The sequence below is a fragment of the Idiomarina aquatica genome, from assembly GCF_004362895.1.
In the GTDB taxonomy this organism is placed as follows: domain Bacteria; phylum Pseudomonadota; class Gammaproteobacteria; order Enterobacterales; family Alteromonadaceae; genus Idiomarina.
Genome location: NZ_SNXI01000017.1, coordinates 1 through 16,873 on the forward strand (window position 1 = coordinate 1; position 16,873 = coordinate 16,873).

Below are 16,873 nucleotides of genomic sequence, written 5' to 3' on the forward strand. Positions count from 1 at the left end.
ACACAGCATGACCTCCGTTTTGCTGTATCGAACCCTATCAGATCAACCGGTCAAGATAATTGTCGCGGACCGGTCAGGTTAATTGTCGCTTAATAGCCTGACGCCAGGGCAAGTTAATAACTGGCTCTATGCCCCTTTTTCCGAGTTAGACGGCATCACGGTAAAAACGCCCTCTGATTTAAGTACCAGTCCGGTCATGCGTTATTTGGAACTGATGTTGGAGACCGCATTAGCTAACGGTGGACAGATTAAGGCGACCGCCAAGGGGAACCTCCCGGCGGCGCTTGTTAAAGAAGCGAGCGCGTTCTTACCCGAGTTTGCTGTTGCTCCATTCGAGCGAGCCATCAGCATTAGTGAATTCGCTGGAGCCAATGAAGATAAGTTTAACGCACTGCATTACTGCCGTGTTCTTGCAGAAATAGCGGGGATTTTTAAGCTTAAAAATAATAAGTTTCACGTCTCAGCCTGGGCTAAACGTCAATACCAGCAAGCTGGCCTGGAATCGTTTTTCCCTCTCATGTTAGAAACCGCCATTTACAAATATAACTGGGGCTACATGGACGGATGGGAAGACGAAATTCCGCTACAGCAATTTTGGCTATTCATGATTTGGCGACTTCAGCATCATGAGTCTCACGAACGATTGGTGGATGAGATGACGCAGGCATTCCCTGATTTGCTCAATGAGCTTTATGAGGAAGAGTTTATTTCTGATAAAGACAAACTCTCAATTCTGATCGAATCACGTTTTATCCAGCGATTTCTGCAGTTTTTTGGGGTTGTCATGGTTGACCCCAGGCGGTTTGTTGACGGCAAACGGGTTGTTCCCCAAATCAACTGTCTGCGTTTGTTTCATGAAACGTTTGAATTTTCGGTTGGCTAACTACAGTTACCGATTAACCTTTCGTTGAGCAGAACTAGCCAAGCTCTCTCGTATGCGTTGAATTACCTCTGCACCTGCATCCATTTTTATACCAAGTTTAAAGAAACATTCTGCAATATGATTGACATAACGAGTCAAAGAGGCAGTGGGCTTATAATACTCGATCCCTTCCACAGACAGTAATTCAACATCATGGAGACCGTCATATCGCGATTGTTTATAGTTCCTCTTACTTAGATAATCTCTAAGGAACCCAGACCCAGGATACTTTTCATTACATGCCCACACTTCTCCATATACCTGACGCCCATAATGCTCATTTTTAAGTAAAAAATCTGCTTTCATCGCATTCGTGTTTTGTAAGCTTTTGAAAGGTGTCTGTACGTGTGTTTGAAAAGGTATGTTATTGAGTTCCATTAGAGAAAAAACAACTGACTCTACTAAAGAATCAGCCCTTCTCCCAAATATTGATTTAAATTTTCCCCAGTGAACTTCAGCGGCTAACTTTTCGGCCATACCTGTGCGATAAAGTTCTTTATAAAGGCCTGGTAATTTTTTGTGCAGATCTGTCATCGAAAATATTTTATACTCAAGGACTTTACACAGGACTTCATACATTTCAATTCCCCGCCATTTTTCTGCTGACTCCCAGCCTAATATAGCGTGAAGGTTTTCATTAAGACCCGACCGAGATTCAGAGCGGATTTCTCTCACCAATGCACTGCTACCTTGATATTCGAGTTCAGTGATATTTCGAGCATTCAGTTCAATCGCAGTATTTTTAGCATGGCTCAACAAGTCATTATCACACATATCGACATAAATAATGGGCTCATGCCAATCCATAGCTGCGTATATTTGCGCCAATAAGTTTTTGCGGATACATGCACCGTAAAGTCCCTGCGCATTATATTTAAAATCATTTCTACTTTTTAGTTTTAAACGGTTTATTTCTTGTAATGCTTGCTCAACAGTTAAGTTTCGCCAGTTATTTCTTAAGTGATAATCCAACTTCTCACAGCAAGTTCTAAATTGCTCTCTAAATTTTTGACTTACTTGAGCTATGAATGCTCTATTATTAAGTGTTGGCGCTGATTCGAGCAAGCTATTCAAGCCGGCGGTAGCGCCATTTTTAATGCACAATAAAAGCACCTTGGTAATATCTTCATCTTTTTGAATATTTACCTTTGTGCTCTTCCAGCCGTCACTTAGCTCCCCACAGCGCTGCCATAGCTTCTTTAAAAACACCGCTCGTTTAACGCCAAAAGATAGTCGATATTTAACGTAAGGGTAAGCTGACTTAAAGTGAGATAAGCTTTCAAAATTTGATGTTAGTATTAATGCATTTCGCTCGAGATCCGCATCGCTACTGCCGAAGCTTAACCCTAGCGAATCTGATTGCGCTCTCATTTCAACAAAGCTTTTACAGTTTTTATTCGTACAGAAAAGCAGAAACTCATAGACAATTTGAAAAAGACTTTGACTAAGAAAAGCTCCACCGCAGTCAGGACACCTTAACTGCGCTCTCACATTTCTATATGCGTTTTCTCGCTCTTGCTTCGGAAGATTTTTTTTAGCTATAGATTGAAATTGATTTCTCACATCGTCTAAGTCATCGAATGCTAAACCAGCTTCCTCTACACGTAATACGAAGTCATCAAATCGCTTTTCTGACTTTACGCACTCACAATCGCAATTTTCTCTACTACTTAATCTTTTGGCGGTGTCAAATCGATGCAAACCACATCGTAAGCATTTGAACTCAACTCTATCAACCCAGCTCGTCGGTTTCCGTTCGGTCAGCTTTACTTGGTTAATCTGCATTATTTGTTTTAGCTTCTCATCTGTCAGTAGATTGTGCTCTTTATGTTTCTCATCTTCTTTAAAAATTAACCGCCCAGTTCTTATTCTCTCTTTTATTGTTCTCCAACGCTCTCTCATCTGTTTCTTATTATGTTCAAATACAAGCTTATCATCGCTACTAACAACAGTTGCCTCACAGGGTTCTGGCTCACTTAGTAAGCTGATACCATATGGCGCGAGCGTGTCTTGAATATATTGTAAAGTTAGCACTCCTCGGTTTTTGCATGGCATATAACGACACTTAGAGTGGGCTATTAACATTTTTGTTGTCTTTTTATCAGGTAAACCGCACGTTCGGCATCTTACAACGTGCTCAGACTCCTGGTTCGCTTGAATGCCAGCGATATATTTATAGCCATTTTCATCAGCCATCCTCTCGATATCTTGTTGATTGTATTTCGAACATCTACTCATAGCTGCTATCTCCAGATACAGGCTTTGCTTAAAATTTAGCACTGTTGAAAATTAACCTATTAAAAAATAGTAGTCTAGACACTAACCTTTACAAGTGGAACAGCTTTGGGCTTCTGACTGAACGGTTTGCACCTCACACTGTCAATGCTAGACATGTAACTTCTCTTGGTTTTCAACTATTCTCACCGATACTAATGCTTGGGAGCGAAAGAGAGTAGAAATATGAATGACCCGCCCGACATAGAGCGTTTGATTGTCTACAAATAGATATTCATCCAACCCGGGAACACGGCTCAGTGATGTGGTTTTAGTTGAACCGTTTTCCAAAAGTAATGTTATACGTGCCATAAAAGTCTCCTTTTTGTTAAGAAGTTTATGGTACCGCTAACTAGGTACAAGGGTGCTGTGACGATCACTGATCTCGAAGTAATACATTAACGACAAGTGGGTGCTTCCACCGGTAGGGCTTGACAAAAATTAATGTAGTGGGCACTCGTCAACCGCATTCCCACTGTGTTGACGGTTTTTAAATTGAATTGAATAACTCAAACGCCCTCAGTTAAGCACTTAATAATTTGAGAATAAGTGAAACGTAAATTTACGTAAGGGGGGATAGCTCCCCCCATTCGTTTATTTAATCACAATTGGATTAATAGGAGAGCCTGAGCCTCGTTCCATTTTGAGCGGCGCTGCTGTAAACATAAACGTATACTGCCCATCTTCAGCACTGTCTTTTGCAAGGTCATCTAGCCAATACAACTCACTAAGCACAACTCCTAAATCCCTGATCAATGCACCATGTAATGGTATTACGTAATCTTTTCCGTGAATAGTTTGCGGAACCAGTTCGACAGCAAGGTTATCCGCCGCAATCACTGGTATTTCCATATCGTCAATCCAGTTAATTAGTTGTTTGCTATAACATAATCCCGGCTCTGTAGTTGCGCTCCATGGCGCGTCTGGTTCGTCCTGATAAAAGCGACCAACGGAACCCGTTCTTATCAACAAAATATCACGTTTCTCGATTGCTACGTTTTGCGCTTCAGCTGTTTCTTGTAAATCATCGAGTGTAACGCAAGAGCTTGGTGCCAAACGGCCAGACTGACCACCTTTGTGACTTCCTACATCCAACAAGACACCACGACCAACAATACCGTGTTCAGCAAGTTTGCCTACATCGACATGATCGTGCCCGTGTACAGTGCTATCTGCCGAAACGCCCCCATAAACTTTGTCGCCATACCAAGCATGCCCTAATGCATCCATGTGAGTCGTGCCTTGTAAATACATGAATACAGCATCGTCGGAGTACTTCACCCCACCGGCTAACTCATCAAGTTTATCCACAGAATACATACTTTCATCCTGTGTCATGAAATGCATGGCTGGCACTCTTCCAGGAAAGACAGGTCCGACTCCATGAGTAATCGGTAATTGCAGGGTGAATTTTTCACCTGTTTTTACAGCCTTAACGCCACGCAGTGCTTGTTCATCATCGAGGTAATTTAGTGCGCCAATTTGGTCATTCTCACCCCACTTCCCCCAGTTTTTCGGCATATCCTTCTGTAAATTTTCAATATCACTGCTTTGAGCAAAAGCCAGTGATGAAGAGCTTAGTCCCACAAGGGCGCTCAACACAGCGACAGATAAGATATTTTTGGATTTTTTCATTGTTATTTTCCTTTTGTTGCTCGTAGTTTTACTTGTTAGTAACAAAGCTTGATGTACTTTGTTTCGAGGTACTCCGTAATGCCTTGTCGACCTCCTTCTCGGCCTAAGCCAGAGCTTTTAACTCCGCCAAAAGGCATCGCAGGATCTGAGATAACGCCAGTGTTAACGCCTACCATACCCACCTCTAACTCCGCAGCGAGGTCGTGGATCCGTTTCAGACTCTCGCTGTAAAAGTAAGCCGCTAAACCTGTATCCTGTGCTCTAAGTGACGCAATGAGCGAATCTTCATCGCTATAGCGAACTAAAGGGGCGACTGGGCCGAAAACTTCTTCTTGAACACAGCGCATATCGGTTGTTGCTTCTGTGATCAATGTAGGAAGATACCAACGCTCCGACTCTGCCCAACGCTCGCCTCCATACACTATCTTGCCGCCTTTTTCTCTGGCATCTCTAACTAGTGCCTCCACCTTCTCCAGAGCCCGTTCATTAATGAGGGGACCTATATCGGTATGGGGATCACCGCCTAAGCCTAAGGAAAGTGCTTTTATTCGTTTTTCAAAAGCACTCGCAAAACGGTCATATAGCGAATCATGAACATAAAACGCATTCGCACAGACACAAGTTTGTCCGGCATTGCGAAACTTTGACTGCATCGCTCCTTCAACTGCTTTATCGATATCAGCATCGCTACAGACTATAAACGGGGCATTACCGCCCAATTCAAGCGAAAGGCGCTTAACGGTAGAGGCACAAGCTCGCATCAAGTGCCGCCCCACAGCTGTTGATCCAGTAAAGCTGAGCTTTTTAACCTGTTTGCTGGTGCACACTGTGTCGCCTATAAGTTGTGCGTCACCAGTTACTACATTAATCATACCCGGAGGAACGCCGGCCAAAAGCGCCAGCTCTGACAATGCAAGTGCTGTAAATGGAGTCTCAGGTGCAGGTTTTATTATCATTGAACATCCTACAGCCAGAGCTGGTGCGACCTTTCGAGTTAACATCGCTGCTGGAAAATTCCAGGGAGTTATCGCAGCACAGACACCGACCGGCTCTGTAATTGTTTTCAACGACTCACCCTCGGAACCATTGGGCATTGCGCTCCCGTTATCCTGCAACGCCGGTTGTGCGTACCACTTTACATAACTCGCCGCATAACGAACTTCTCCCAGGGCCTCAGCGAACGGCTTTCCTTGTTCTAGAGTAATGATTGACGCTAACCGCTCCTCATTCTCTTTTATCTTTTGGTACCAATTATTAAGTACTGCACAACGTTCGTTTATCGAAGTCTTACGCCAACTATTGAAAGCACGCTCAGCAGTGGTAATCGCATAGCGAACTTGCTCCTCAGAGAGCTTTGGAACAGTGCCTAGCAGCTCTCCACTAGCTGGATTAAAAACCTTCAACGTATTGCTCCCGCTACACGGGATCCAATTTACGCCAATTAAGGCCGCCTGCTTTAAATCTACCTGTTTCTCATTCATCATCTTGAGTTGGATTTCCCATCATTTTTGCTTTTAATCGTTGTTGTTTTTTTACTAATGTTGACTGGTCTATACCCAATGCTTGTGCCGCAGCTCGTGTCGTACCATGAACTTGGAGAGCCTCACTTATAAGCCTTAATTCAAGCTCATCCATCCGATGTCTCAACGAAAGCCCCTGCTTTCCTAGAAACTGCTCACCGATAAGTTCTCGAGGTAAATGAGCGGTCGTTATTAATGCTTGCTCACTGGTCACCACTAACCGCTCTACTAAATTTATTAATTCTCGAATATTTCCAGGCCAATCGTAACGAGTAAGGCGCTCAACAACGCTCTGATGCCAACGACAGTCAAATTCATATTGTTGATTAAAATAACAAAGGTAGTGTTCCAATAGCGGCTCAATTTCCTCAGTACGCTCGCGAAGCGCGGGTAGCTCGATAGGAACTACACATATTCGGTAAAGAAGATCTGGCCGAAAGAGGTTCTCTTCAACTAGTGCCTTTAAATCGCGATGCGTTGCTGAAATGAGTCTAAAGTTTGTCTGCCTAAACTCGGTCCCTCCAACCGGTAAAAACCGCTTCTCGGCAATCACCTTCAATAGCTTTGCCTGCAACGATAGGGGTAAGTCACCAATCTCATCCAGAAATAGAGTGCCGTTATTAGCAGCTTCAAGCAGCCCTGTTTTTCCTTTATTTGACGCACCAGTAAATGCGCCAGGTACATAACCGAAGAGCTCTGCTTCCAGCAGCGACTCAGGCATTGCGGCACAGTTAAGCTCAATAAAGGGTCCGTTACTGCATCGGCTATATTGATGAATAGTGCGTGCTAATAATGTTTTACCAGTTCCCGTCTCGCCTTGTAACAGTACTTTTGCCGCTGAGTTAGCTACGCGCTTGGCAAGCTCGTAACAGGCTTGGGTACGCGGGCTTACGATAAATGGCTCTGCCGGCCAGTCATGCTGCGCCGGACCATATTGTTCTCGCACATTCAACAACTGCTCTAGCTGCTCTTCGGCACGCTTGGCTTGGAGTAACTCAGTTACGTCTCTAACCGTTGTAACTACGTATTCAATGCGTCCTCGGGCATCAATCATCGGAGTGCCCGATGCCAAAATTTTATGGTCATCGGTCAAAGCCTGAGTCAGTGTTACAGCGCGTCGCTCTTTCAACACTTCTAACGATACCGAACGTGAAATGTAGCCGGCTTTAACAACTTCTGACATGTGCATGCCCTGTAGAGATCGCTTTGGAATACCTGCTATTCGCTCATAGGCTTTATTTACAGTTATGGTTATTCCGTTCCCATCGGTAATGTAAACGCCGTCACTCATGGCATCCAGTACCCGTTGCAGGTTATCACCGTGAAACATCAGCGTGTCTCCTTAAGGGGGCTCCGTAGACGCCAGCCATAAATCAAAAAACACAATAATAGTCCAGCAGCAAACGCCCAGGTTGCACCTTTCACGACCAAAATTGCTGCAATAACACCGGCAATTCCCAAATCGCGCTCGCTTCTAGCTTCCTGAATACCTATGCGCACACTGACGTAACCTTGGATTAGTAGGGTCAGTGCCAAAGCAATCCCCAAGATCGGTTGCACTAGACTGACGACTGGTAGTAGTAGTAAGCCGGTATTGGTCCCCCAGCGAAAAGATCCTGCGCCCCCGAAGATGGAGTCCATTGCCTTGCGACCTTTTTTAAAACGTTCAACAATTACAACATGCATTGCCGCCCAGAGAGGTCCGCACATTGCTACATCCGGCCCAATAATACTCATACCAAAATTGCGAGCACCAAAAATCATGTGAGCACGATCAGGGCTATAATCAATTTTTTCATCCGGGCGCGCTTCATCAGCTTCATCCAAAATAGCCTTGCTCTGCAGGACATCGCCAAAAAGTACGATATAAGCTGCTAGCACTGTCGGAATTGCTGTAACAAACATCATTAATGGTGGCAGTCCAACACCGAAGAGCGTGTATTCTGTAAACATCGTGACAAAATCTGGTGATGTCAGTCCCCACTCGATATCTGGCCAGGGAGCCTCACCAAAAAGCGGTGCGACCACGATGGCAAGTGCAATGATGGGGAAAATTCCCAACTTACCTATCAGCGCTAATAACCAATGTTTATTTTGAATGGCTGCAAAATGGCGTGAAAAAATTAGGTAGAATGCTATACCAACCGCAATGGATATTGTCATGGGGAAGGACTCAAAACGCCCCCCTTCTTCAAATACTACAGCAACAGCCGCTAAGCCGGCGCCCATAATGATGCCAGCTTTGATCGCACTGGGAATATAATGAACAACTCGTCGTGCGATTCCTGAAGCACCCAATACCATGGCAAATGCGCCCAGCATCATTTGAAAGGCGATTAGTGCATGTACGCGGCTTTCCCCCTCGGGAAAGGTAGAGACATACATCATTAACAAAGGTATTGCAGGAGTTATCCACCCTGGCACTACTGGATCGCCAAGCAAATGATGGAGCAAGTAAAATAGACCATTAATCAGTACTATTGCCAGTGCAGCCTCAAATGGCATTCCCAGAAGTTCGGCCATTAACGAAATAGCAGCTAAATCCACTGCGCACATCAACAATCCCTGAAAGTAATCCGGCCACTCAAATCGGTAGTGCAAAAAGGGCAGCCTTACTTTTAATGGACCAAGTCCCCAAAACGGTGCTTCAGCGCCCGATTTACGATGTTTCCATAACGACATTATTGGTTTCCTCAGTAAACAGCAGTGTAAATAGCTGCAATATCTTCCACACTCAATTCCCGAGGATTATTGCGGAGCAGTCGAGTGACACCATGAGCGGACTCAGCCAATTCAGGAATAACTTCTTTTGGAATATCGAACTCGCGTAGCGTTTTGGGAATATTAACTTGCTCACATAGCTGGGTCAGTCGCTCAACCACAAAGTCCCCAGCTTCTTCTTCTATCAAAGTTTGAGGAGCTCCCAGCGCATAGGCAATATCAAGAAATAGACTCCGACAATAAGAGTAATTCCAACGCATCACTTCCGTAAACATAACGGCATTACTGACACCATGCGACAAGTGGAAACGCCCTCCCAAGGGATATGCCAGCGCGTGGACGGCTCCAACTCCAGCATTCCCAAAGGCTAAGCCAGCCATAAGGCTGGCTGTAGCCATTTGCTCGCGCGCCTTCATATCTTTGGGGTTTTCATAGGCATGTAACAACGATTTATTAATCATCGTCATCGCACGCAATGATAATGGTCGAGTGAGCTCAGTAGAGAAATTAGATAAATAACTTTCAACGGCATGCACTAAGGCATCAACTCCACTCGCTGCGGTGACGGCGGGTGGACAGCTCACTGTCAATTCTGGTGCCACAATGGCAACGTCTGGCAACAACTGGTTGCTGACAATACCCTTTTTTAACTGCGCGTTTACGTCTGACAAAATAGCAATATTGGTCACCTCAGAGCCTGTTCCTGCTGTAGTCGGCAAACAAATAAGGGGAGTTTCTCTGGTACGAACCTGATCTTCCCCAAAAAGCGCCTCCAATTTTCTGTCATCACCAATATAGACAGCCACGGCTTTAGCCGTATCCATCGCGCTGCCCCCCCCTATTGCTATAATGCCGTCGCATTTATTTGCCGTAAAACTATGACAGCAGTCTTCGACTACATGTGTTTCCGGTTCAGCCGAAATATCTGAGTACAGTGATGTACTGTCTGCAAAGTCATGCTTGAAGCGTTCTAAAATCGGTTCAATAACACCAGAGCCCAGCACTCCTTTATCGGTAACAATTAAAGGGCGCTTCATCATGAGATCTTCAGCCTCTGCCGCCAATTGGGCACTTGCACCATATCCCGTCAGTAACCGTCGAGCGGTTTTAAATACTTGCACGCGTGTCTCAGTCATTGCGTTACCTTTTTGTCGTTATTTTTTAACTTTTTATTATCAATTACTCAGCAAGCCCTATGCCAACTCAAAGTAAAAAATTTAAACCATTGTTTTTATTGCACTTAATAAATATCAGCACCACTGAAAAATAAATCGAGTTTACTTTTCTGATGATTTTAAGCCATCAAAAAAGAGAAAATGATGAAATTATTCATCAGCAGAATTTAGGACTTTTTAAAATATTTATATAAAAAACAGCACCTTACATTTTTACAGTCTTTGGCATAACCGTTGCAGAGCTTATCTTGCACATTCTTAATAACAAGAAAAAAACAGGGGAATACCACATGAAATATAACGATAAGCTTAAACAGCGAGCTCTTACAACCACGACATTGGTCTCAACCATGTTGGTAAGTAGTTCGGTTATGGCTCAGTCAGTTTCTGCACCGAAATGGGATTTTTCTTTTAACGGTTACATAAATGCTCACGCTGTGTATGCGAGCTGTGATGACTCAGGGTCTACAGTAGCCGGCAACGCTTTGCTTTGCACGGGGGAAGATGCAACCTCCGTATCAAACGGTTATAGCCCCTCCAGTTTTCAATTTTCAGCAACAACCCAGGCTCAGGGCTTCGATTTAAAAGCGTTTCTTGCAATCGAGCCAGGCTCAACTGATAACAGCGCATTTAATGGTAACGGAGACAACCGTGCGTATCGTGCCTACTTTACTGTCGGTAATGACGATGTAGGAACACTCAAAGTTGGTCGTGGTTATGGTGTTTTCGGTATTGATGTAGTGATTGAGGATATGGCGCTAGGAGGAGTTGGTGCACCGGCATCAATCCGTAGCCCATTAAACACAACCTTAGGCGCTGCAGGCTATGGTTATATTTTTGCAGATAGGTTATCTCAAATCACTTACAGTCGTTCATTTGCTGACAACTGGCAAGCTGATATTGGTATTTTTCAACCTCTAGATTCAGTAAGCTTCGGTGGAAACGGTTATGTGGGAGATTCCGGCTCAGAGCGTCCAGGAGTTCATGGCCGCTTACGCTACAATCATGATAACGGCTTTATTTCTACAACATTTTACAATCAACATGTCACAACCGATATCGGAGATTATAGCGCTAGGGGTGTCGATTTAACCGGCGCACTTCAATTGGATAACACTCGTATCTCCCTTTCAATATTTGATGCTAAGGGACTCGGTTACTATGGGCTACTGATCGATGCTGCGGATGCTAACGGTACTCCGCGCGATAGCTCTGGTTGGTTTACGCAGGTAACGCAAACATTTGGGGCAACTAAGGTTGGTTTGAATTATGGTGTGTCAGAAGTAGATTTAGCCGGAATTGATCAGCTTAGTCAGGTAGAAGAACAGAGTAAACTTAGTTTGGGTGTTTATCATACATTATGGCAAATGTTTACGGTGTCAGCAGAGCTGTCATCAATGGAAGCTGAAAGCCATAATAATGATAGCATTGAAAACGAAGCTGTCAGTATTGGTTTCTCTTTATCTTTTTAAGCTCATAGAAGTGCTTATCACGCGCTGAAGTTGGGACCTAGCCCAGTGTTCTATCGGCAGTCTACCCCATCTAGTATCGGGTGGGGTATTTCCGACGTAGCGCTTGCGCACCAGGCCGAATTAACCCCACCCCATCCTCGAAATGATTGCTTTGCGACGTTTTGAATGGCTGCTTAATTACGCGATTGTTTGTTTTGTTCGCCCTGTTGATCTATTAGGCTAAACTTAATTCTTCCGTCTTTTCTAAAATCTATAGTTTTATGATTTGACGCTCTTAGGTATTCTAAAACGCTATCTCGGAGCTTGTAAGTTGTGGACTTTATTGGGAACGACTTAATGTCAAAGCCTGTTACTTTGCCACCATTCGGGAAATGTATCGTTTGGCCCCTCCATCCTAGGTTGCCAGAAGCTATATAATCTCCAACTAACAATTTGATCGTTTGACCAGCATAATGTTCGAGAGGTTTACCATTGAACTGAATATTGGTTGCTTGGGGTCGTCCATCTTGTTCGTAAGTCACTTCATACCGTAACGCATCCGAGAAGTGTAAAAAGCCCTGATTAATAAAGCCGGTTAAATCGAGGCTTTCTTGCTCTGATGGCATAACTAGGCGTTGAGCGTTAGACTTTATAAGCTCTCTGAGTTGAGTAGGCGTAAGCTCAATTAATTGAAGCGTGTCTGCATAGGGAATAACATTGTACCAATCAGAAAAAGTCGCCATTTCGCCCGGCTCAAAGCCGTTAACAATACTTGATGCATTGATTGCTGCCAAATCAGCGATTTCATTATCTGTATTAACCGTTTGCATAACTGCATCCGTTATAAAGTTGGCAACGGCAAGCTCTGCAGTATAACGGTCAACCAGTATCGCATTTTTTGTTAATGCTGAGTCATCAGGGATGCGCCCTAACGGCTCATTTAATACATCGTCAAAATCAGTGATGATAGGAGCAATGGACGTTTTATAAAACTGCTCACTAAAGCTTATAAGCGACGCGCTGTTTTGCTTTAGAGAGTGCAAAACGGTGTTGTTAGATATTACGACTTCTTTTGAGTCACGTCGCAAGTTCAGTTGAATATCCCCAATGTAATCGCCCCACTGTCCAGCCTGAAATACCGGAACTCCACTGTAAATGTGCTCTTTATTAACCCCTGACTTATGCAGTGTATCGTGCGAATGACCGCCGATGACAATAGCGGGAACCGACGCTTTTGCTAATAGCTCTGCGATGTCTTGATCGCCAACTTTTCCGCTTTGTTGATAGCCAATATGTGTCAGTGCGATAATGACATCAACCTTACCTTCAACAGCGGTCAGTATTTGGTTCATATTTTCCAGTTGCGGAGCAACCTTTAATTGCGGATCGTCAGCCAGGTTACTTTTCGTATCTTCTGATGATGTTTGTCCAACTACCGCGATTCGCCACCCATTAATTACTCCAAGTAGCACAGAAGCGTAATCGTCAGCATCTAAATTTTTAGACGCAACAAGATTTGAACTCAATAGTGGAAAATTGGCATCAGCGTTAATGGCTTGCTTTAGGATTTGAGTGCCGCGATCAAATTCATGATTACCCAATACTGCCGCATCAAGACCTGCCGATGAATAAGCGTGGTAGGCCAAGCTTTTTTTGAAAGATCCTGGACTGTAACCGAGTAATTCATCATATACGGCACCGGTATGATCATCTCCAGCGGATAAAAATAATACATGCTCTTTTTTTGAACTTGCCTCACGACGAGCCTTGCTGACATGGGCAGCTATGAGGCCAGTCACAAAGCGAGCATCGCCATCTTCTTTTTCTATTATGTGTTTGTTGTGTAAATCATTGATGTGGAAAATTCGTAGTTTTAAATGCTCTGATGGTTTTTTTGACGGCCAGTTATCGGGCCATCGTATTTCGAGATTTCCGGTTCTATCTAAAATAGGAGCAAGAGTGTAGGCTCGATCAAACGGGCTATTCTTATGCAGTTCAAGTGGCGCTACCTGAATTACGTCTCTAGCGTGAGAGAACGTATCAGTACTAACCAGTAGCAAACTGAAAAAGATAAACAGGTGGCGCAACGTTTTCAAAGTGCACTCCTTTTTTAATTAAGGGGCTTAAGCTTTGCTCTATTAAACCGCATTAATATGACAGTAAAAATACACTGCCTGTGACTCAAATTTGTCATCAAAATGACGCGAAAGCATACGTTAAATGTCATATTAAGTTATTACTCTCTCGCACACCTTTACAATTCATTCAATCATAAAAAAACCTGCTTCAGGGAGAATAATTAATGTCAGTGTTTCGACCAAATGCGTTAGCTTTTGCAGTAACGAGCGCCCTGTTACTTGGGACCTCCTTCACCGTTAACGCCCAAGAGCAAACAGATCAGCTTGAAACCATTATTGTGACAGCGCAAAAATCAGAGCAAAGCCTTCAAGAAGTGCCCGACGCAGTCTCTGTTGTCGACGGAAGCGCACTGGATCAACTGAATGTTGCCAATATATTTGACTTGAGTGATCAAGTACCCGGACTCGTGGTATCAAGCGTACAAGGCTATCGACCCTCTGTATCAATTAGAGGCGTCGGCAATGAAATACCTGATAATGCTGGAACCAAGCAAGCAGTGGCATATCATATTGATGGCGTATTCATGGCCAATGATTATGCACTTTGGGCTGACTTGGTTGATATTGATCGTGTTGAGGTCACTCGAGGCCCCGACGGAACAATTTATGGAAATAGTTCGACAGGCGGAGCCATTAACGTACACACCAAAAAACCTGACTTTATAAATGGTGATGGCTCATTATCAGCAACGATGGGTCAGTACGACACAATGAACTTTCGTGGTGCTACCACATTGAAGTTAGACGACAACTTAGCAGTACGACTCTCTGGATCTCACCGAGAGCATGACGGCTTCACAGAAAATAGAGCACTTACTCATGATTACCGTTTAGACGATAAAAATAACACGACAGTTAGGGCACAAATTCGTTGGCAACCCGCTCAGGACTTCGATATCCAGCTTCAACATATGCAGTTCAGCTCAGATACAAATGGCCCTGCGCTGAAAGGTAATTTAGACTTAATTAGCAATGATCCTCGCGTGGTTTACCATGATACCCGTGAGTATTATAAACTAGACATGGATATGACCAGCTTGCATATGCATTATGCTATGGATTGGGCTCAGTTACGCGGTATATTCAGCCAGCAAAACTATGACATGCGCCGTCGTCTCGATATGGATAGAAGCAGTTTGACTGCCAATGATCCAGCACCATTTCCTCTGTCTGATGGTGAAGAGCCGACAAGCTTAGGACAAGTTCCTATACCGGAATTTATCGGTAATTTGCGACAGGAAGATGAGTCTTATACGGCTGAAATCAACTTGATATCACCTGATGCAACGGCTGATTTAACATGGTTAGTTGGTGCTTTTTACCTTGATACTGAGATTTTCTCAAATACACGTAATTTTTACGATGGCGGAAGAGATGGCAACCCAGTCAGTGAAGTTGTTGCAGGACCTAATGTCTTTGAAAATAATGCGGATATTGATTTCATAAACTCTGACTTCCGTAACTTTCAATCGTATTCAGTTTTTGGGCAAGTCAGTTATGCGTTGACAGACGCACTGCGTATGACGACGGGCTTACGTTATACTAATAACGAATTTTCTGATGAGCGTTGCAGTTTAAACTGTGTTCCCACTCGCTCTCCTATCACCAGCACACCATCTGATGAAACTGATAACGTGACAGGGAAGTTTGCGCTGGACTATCAGTTCACAGAGCGAACTATGGGTTATGCATCTGTAGCAAGTGGCGTAAAACCAGCAGGTTCAAATAGCTCGACTGACACGCGCTTTTTCCCTGAAAAATTTGATCAGGAAGAACTCATCGCTTACGAACTTGGTCTCAAAAATGATTTATTTGATAACCGGTTACGTTTAAATACCGCCGCTTTCTATTATGACTACAGTGACTATTTATTTGAATCAAGTGGCATTGAACGTTTTAATTCAGGCGCATCAAATTTGCCTGAAGCAGAAGTATATGGCTTAGAGGTTGAGGCTCAGGCGAACCTTGGAAAAGGCTGGCGTTTAGATACCAACTTAACCTGGATGGAGTCAGAGGTTATTGAAGGACGCGATGCAATTGATAGAGCTGAAGCTGAAAATGCTTCAGTCGGATTGATCTTAGATGGAGCCCCAACCGAGGCCATTAACGCCGCCCGCGAGGCCACCGCTGTTAACTTAACGGGTAACGAATTAGCGAAAACTCCAGATTTAGTCGCTAATGTTCGCTTAAGCTATACACATCAGCTCAATAATGGGGCCACATTAAGATCATCGTTGGGCTATACGCACCGAGGTGACTATTTCGCTCGAGTCTTTAATTCTCCTGACCGTGATGTCGTAGAAAGCTATGATATCGCCCATTTAAACGTGAATTACATTCCTTCACATGGTAATTGGGATTTAGAGCTGAATGTGCGTAACTTATTCGACGACGACTCTGTTGCCTCTGTTCATACCGATACATACGGTGTGGGAGTGACCAGTAAACAATATTTAGCACCGCGTGTTGTGACACTTCAAGCTCGTTATTTCTTTTAACATCGACTTATAGCAGCTCAGAGGCCACCTTAATCGGTGGCTTCTATCTAAATCCAAATAGATGAAATTAAATACGTCTGTTTTTATGGTGTCAAAACGGCCGGCAAACTCTAGGAAGAACTCACTAAATTAATGTGTGTTGACAGCTTATTCTCCTTCGGTACCTAATCAAACGAAATCACCCGAGACAAATTCTAACTTCCTACCACCTTCGATAGCTGCTTCTTTATGGTTATTGTAGTTGCCCCTGTTAAAGTGTGGTAACCAATCGTTCGGCAACAAAAACGCGGTGGCAGTTTTTAGCAACAGTCATAATTAACGACGTGCCTTTCGGCACAGCCATAACATCTTCTTCGGTGATGTCCAAACGGCTTGCAACTTCCCAGTGACATAATTGAAGTCAAACACGTGCAAGCCTGCGTCCCAACAAACCAATGGAGGGCAGGCTAATATTTTTCGCTTTCGTGCTCACGAAGCTTTTCTATACCCCAAATCAAGAGAGCTATGCCAGAACCTATACCAATTACGAGAACGAGAAG

At 43.9% G+C, this 16,873-nt stretch carries 11 protein-coding genes; 3 read left to right on the forward strand and 8 right to left on the reverse strand.

Going from position 1 to position 16,873, the window contains the following annotated elements:
- Positions 1 to 82 precede the first annotated feature (82 nt).
- Positions 83 to 883 (forward strand): SecC motif-containing protein, encoded by an 801-nt coding sequence (locus DEU29_RS11045; RefSeq protein ID WP_243734574.1) that lies wholly within the window; start codon positions 83 to 85, stop codon positions 881 to 883.
- Between the two features lie 6 nt (positions 884 to 889).
- Here the strand turns inward: DEU29_RS11045 and DEU29_RS11050 are convergent, their stop codons facing one another.
- From DEU29_RS11050 to DEU29_RS11080, 7 genes are all read right to left on the reverse strand, one after another.
- Positions 890 to 3,118, reverse strand: a complete 2,229-nt coding sequence (locus DEU29_RS11050; protein WP_133540417.1) for a hypothetical protein — start codon at positions 3,116 to 3,118, stop codon at positions 890 to 892.
- Positions 3,119 to 3,307: 189 nt separating this feature from the next.
- Positions 3,308 to 3,508 carry a hypothetical protein gene (locus DEU29_RS11055; protein WP_133540418.1) on the reverse strand — a complete coding sequence of 67 codons (201 nt, stop codon included), beginning with the start codon at positions 3,506 to 3,508 and terminating at the stop codon, positions 3,308 to 3,310.
- A gap of 282 nt (positions 3,509 to 3,790) precedes the next feature.
- Positions 3,791 to 4,831 (reverse strand): cyclase family protein, encoded by a 1,041-nt coding sequence (locus tag DEU29_RS11060; protein ID WP_133540419.1) that lies wholly within the window; start codon positions 4,829 to 4,831, stop codon positions 3,791 to 3,793.
- 35 nt (positions 4,832 to 4,866) lie between these two features.
- Positions 4,867 to 6,315 carry an NAD-dependent succinate-semialdehyde dehydrogenase gene (locus tag DEU29_RS11065; RefSeq protein ID WP_133540420.1) on the reverse strand — a complete coding sequence of 483 codons (1,449 nt, stop codon included), beginning with the start codon at positions 6,313 to 6,315 and terminating at the stop codon, positions 4,867 to 4,869.
- Entirely contained in the window at positions 6,305 to 7,681 is a 1,377-nt protein-coding gene (locus DEU29_RS11070) for a sigma-54 interaction domain-containing protein (RefSeq protein ID WP_133540421.1), read from the reverse strand. The genes DEU29_RS11065 and DEU29_RS11070 overlap by 11 nt, the downstream gene beginning before the upstream one ends.
- Positions 7,681 to 9,033, reverse strand: a complete 1,353-nt coding sequence (locus DEU29_RS11075) for a hypothetical protein (protein WP_133540422.1) — start codon at positions 9,031 to 9,033, stop codon at positions 7,681 to 7,683. The genes DEU29_RS11070 and DEU29_RS11075 overlap by 1 nt, the downstream gene beginning before the upstream one ends.
- A gap of 11 nt (positions 9,034 to 9,044) precedes the next feature.
- Positions 9,045 to 10,208: an iron-containing alcohol dehydrogenase gene (locus DEU29_RS11080; protein ID WP_133540423.1), complete on the reverse strand. Its 1,164-nt coding sequence runs from the start codon at positions 10,206 to 10,208 to the stop codon at positions 9,045 to 9,047.
- Between the two features lie 329 nt (positions 10,209 to 10,537).
- On the opposite strand from DEU29_RS11080, the gene DEU29_RS11085 reads away from it, so the two are divergent.
- Positions 10,538 to 11,719, forward strand: a complete 1,182-nt coding sequence (locus DEU29_RS11085; protein WP_133540424.1) for a porin — start codon at positions 10,538 to 10,540, stop codon at positions 11,717 to 11,719.
- A 173-nt stretch (positions 11,720 to 11,892) separates the two neighbouring features.
- Here the strand turns inward: DEU29_RS11085 and DEU29_RS11090 are convergent, their stop codons facing one another.
- On the reverse strand, positions 11,893 to 13,794 hold the full coding sequence (locus DEU29_RS11090; RefSeq protein WP_133540425.1) for a bifunctional metallophosphatase/5'-nucleotidase: 1,902 nt from the start codon (positions 13,792 to 13,794) through the stop codon (positions 11,893 to 11,895).
- Between the two features lie 206 nt (positions 13,795 to 14,000).
- Between DEU29_RS11090 and DEU29_RS11095 the strand changes: the two genes are divergently transcribed.
- Positions 14,001 to 16,334 (forward strand): TonB-dependent receptor, encoded by a 2,334-nt coding sequence (locus DEU29_RS11095; protein ID WP_133540426.1) that lies wholly within the window; start codon positions 14,001 to 14,003, stop codon positions 16,332 to 16,334.
- Positions 16,335 to 16,873 lie beyond the last annotated feature (539 nt).

Bases quoted from the DNA above. Each gene is read 5' to 3' on its own strand.
- DEU29_RS11050 (WP_133540417.1), bottom strand. From the start codon at position 3,118: ATGGCTGATGAAAATGGCTATAAATATATCGCTGGCATTCAAGCGAAC.
- DEU29_RS11055 (WP_133540418.1), bottom strand. From the start codon at position 3,508: ATGGCACGTATAACATTACTTTTGGAAAACGGTTCAACTAAAACCACA.
- DEU29_RS11060 (WP_133540419.1), bottom strand. From the start codon at position 4,831: ATGAAAAAATCCAAAAATATCTTATCTGTCGCTGTGTTGAGCGCCCTT.
- DEU29_RS11065 (WP_133540420.1), bottom strand. From the start codon at position 6,315: ATGATGAATGAGAAACAGGTAGATTTAAAGCAGGCGGCCTTAATTGGC.
- DEU29_RS11070 (WP_133540421.1), bottom strand. From the start codon at position 7,681: ATGTTTCACGGTGATAACCTGCAACGGGTACTGGATGCCATGAGTGAC.
- DEU29_RS11075 (WP_133540422.1), bottom strand. From the start codon at position 9,033: ATGTCGTTATGGAAACATCGTAAATCGGGCGCTGAAGCACCGTTTTGG.
- DEU29_RS11080 (WP_133540423.1), bottom strand. From the start codon at position 10,208: ATGACTGAGACACGCGTGCAAGTATTTAAAACCGCTCGACGGTTACTG.
- DEU29_RS11085 (WP_133540424.1), top strand. From the start codon at position 10,538: ATGAAATATAACGATAAGCTTAAACAGCGAGCTCTTACAACCACGACA.
- DEU29_RS11095 (WP_133540426.1), top strand. From the start codon at position 14,001: ATGTCAGTGTTTCGACCAAATGCGTTAGCTTTTGCAGTAACGAGCGCC.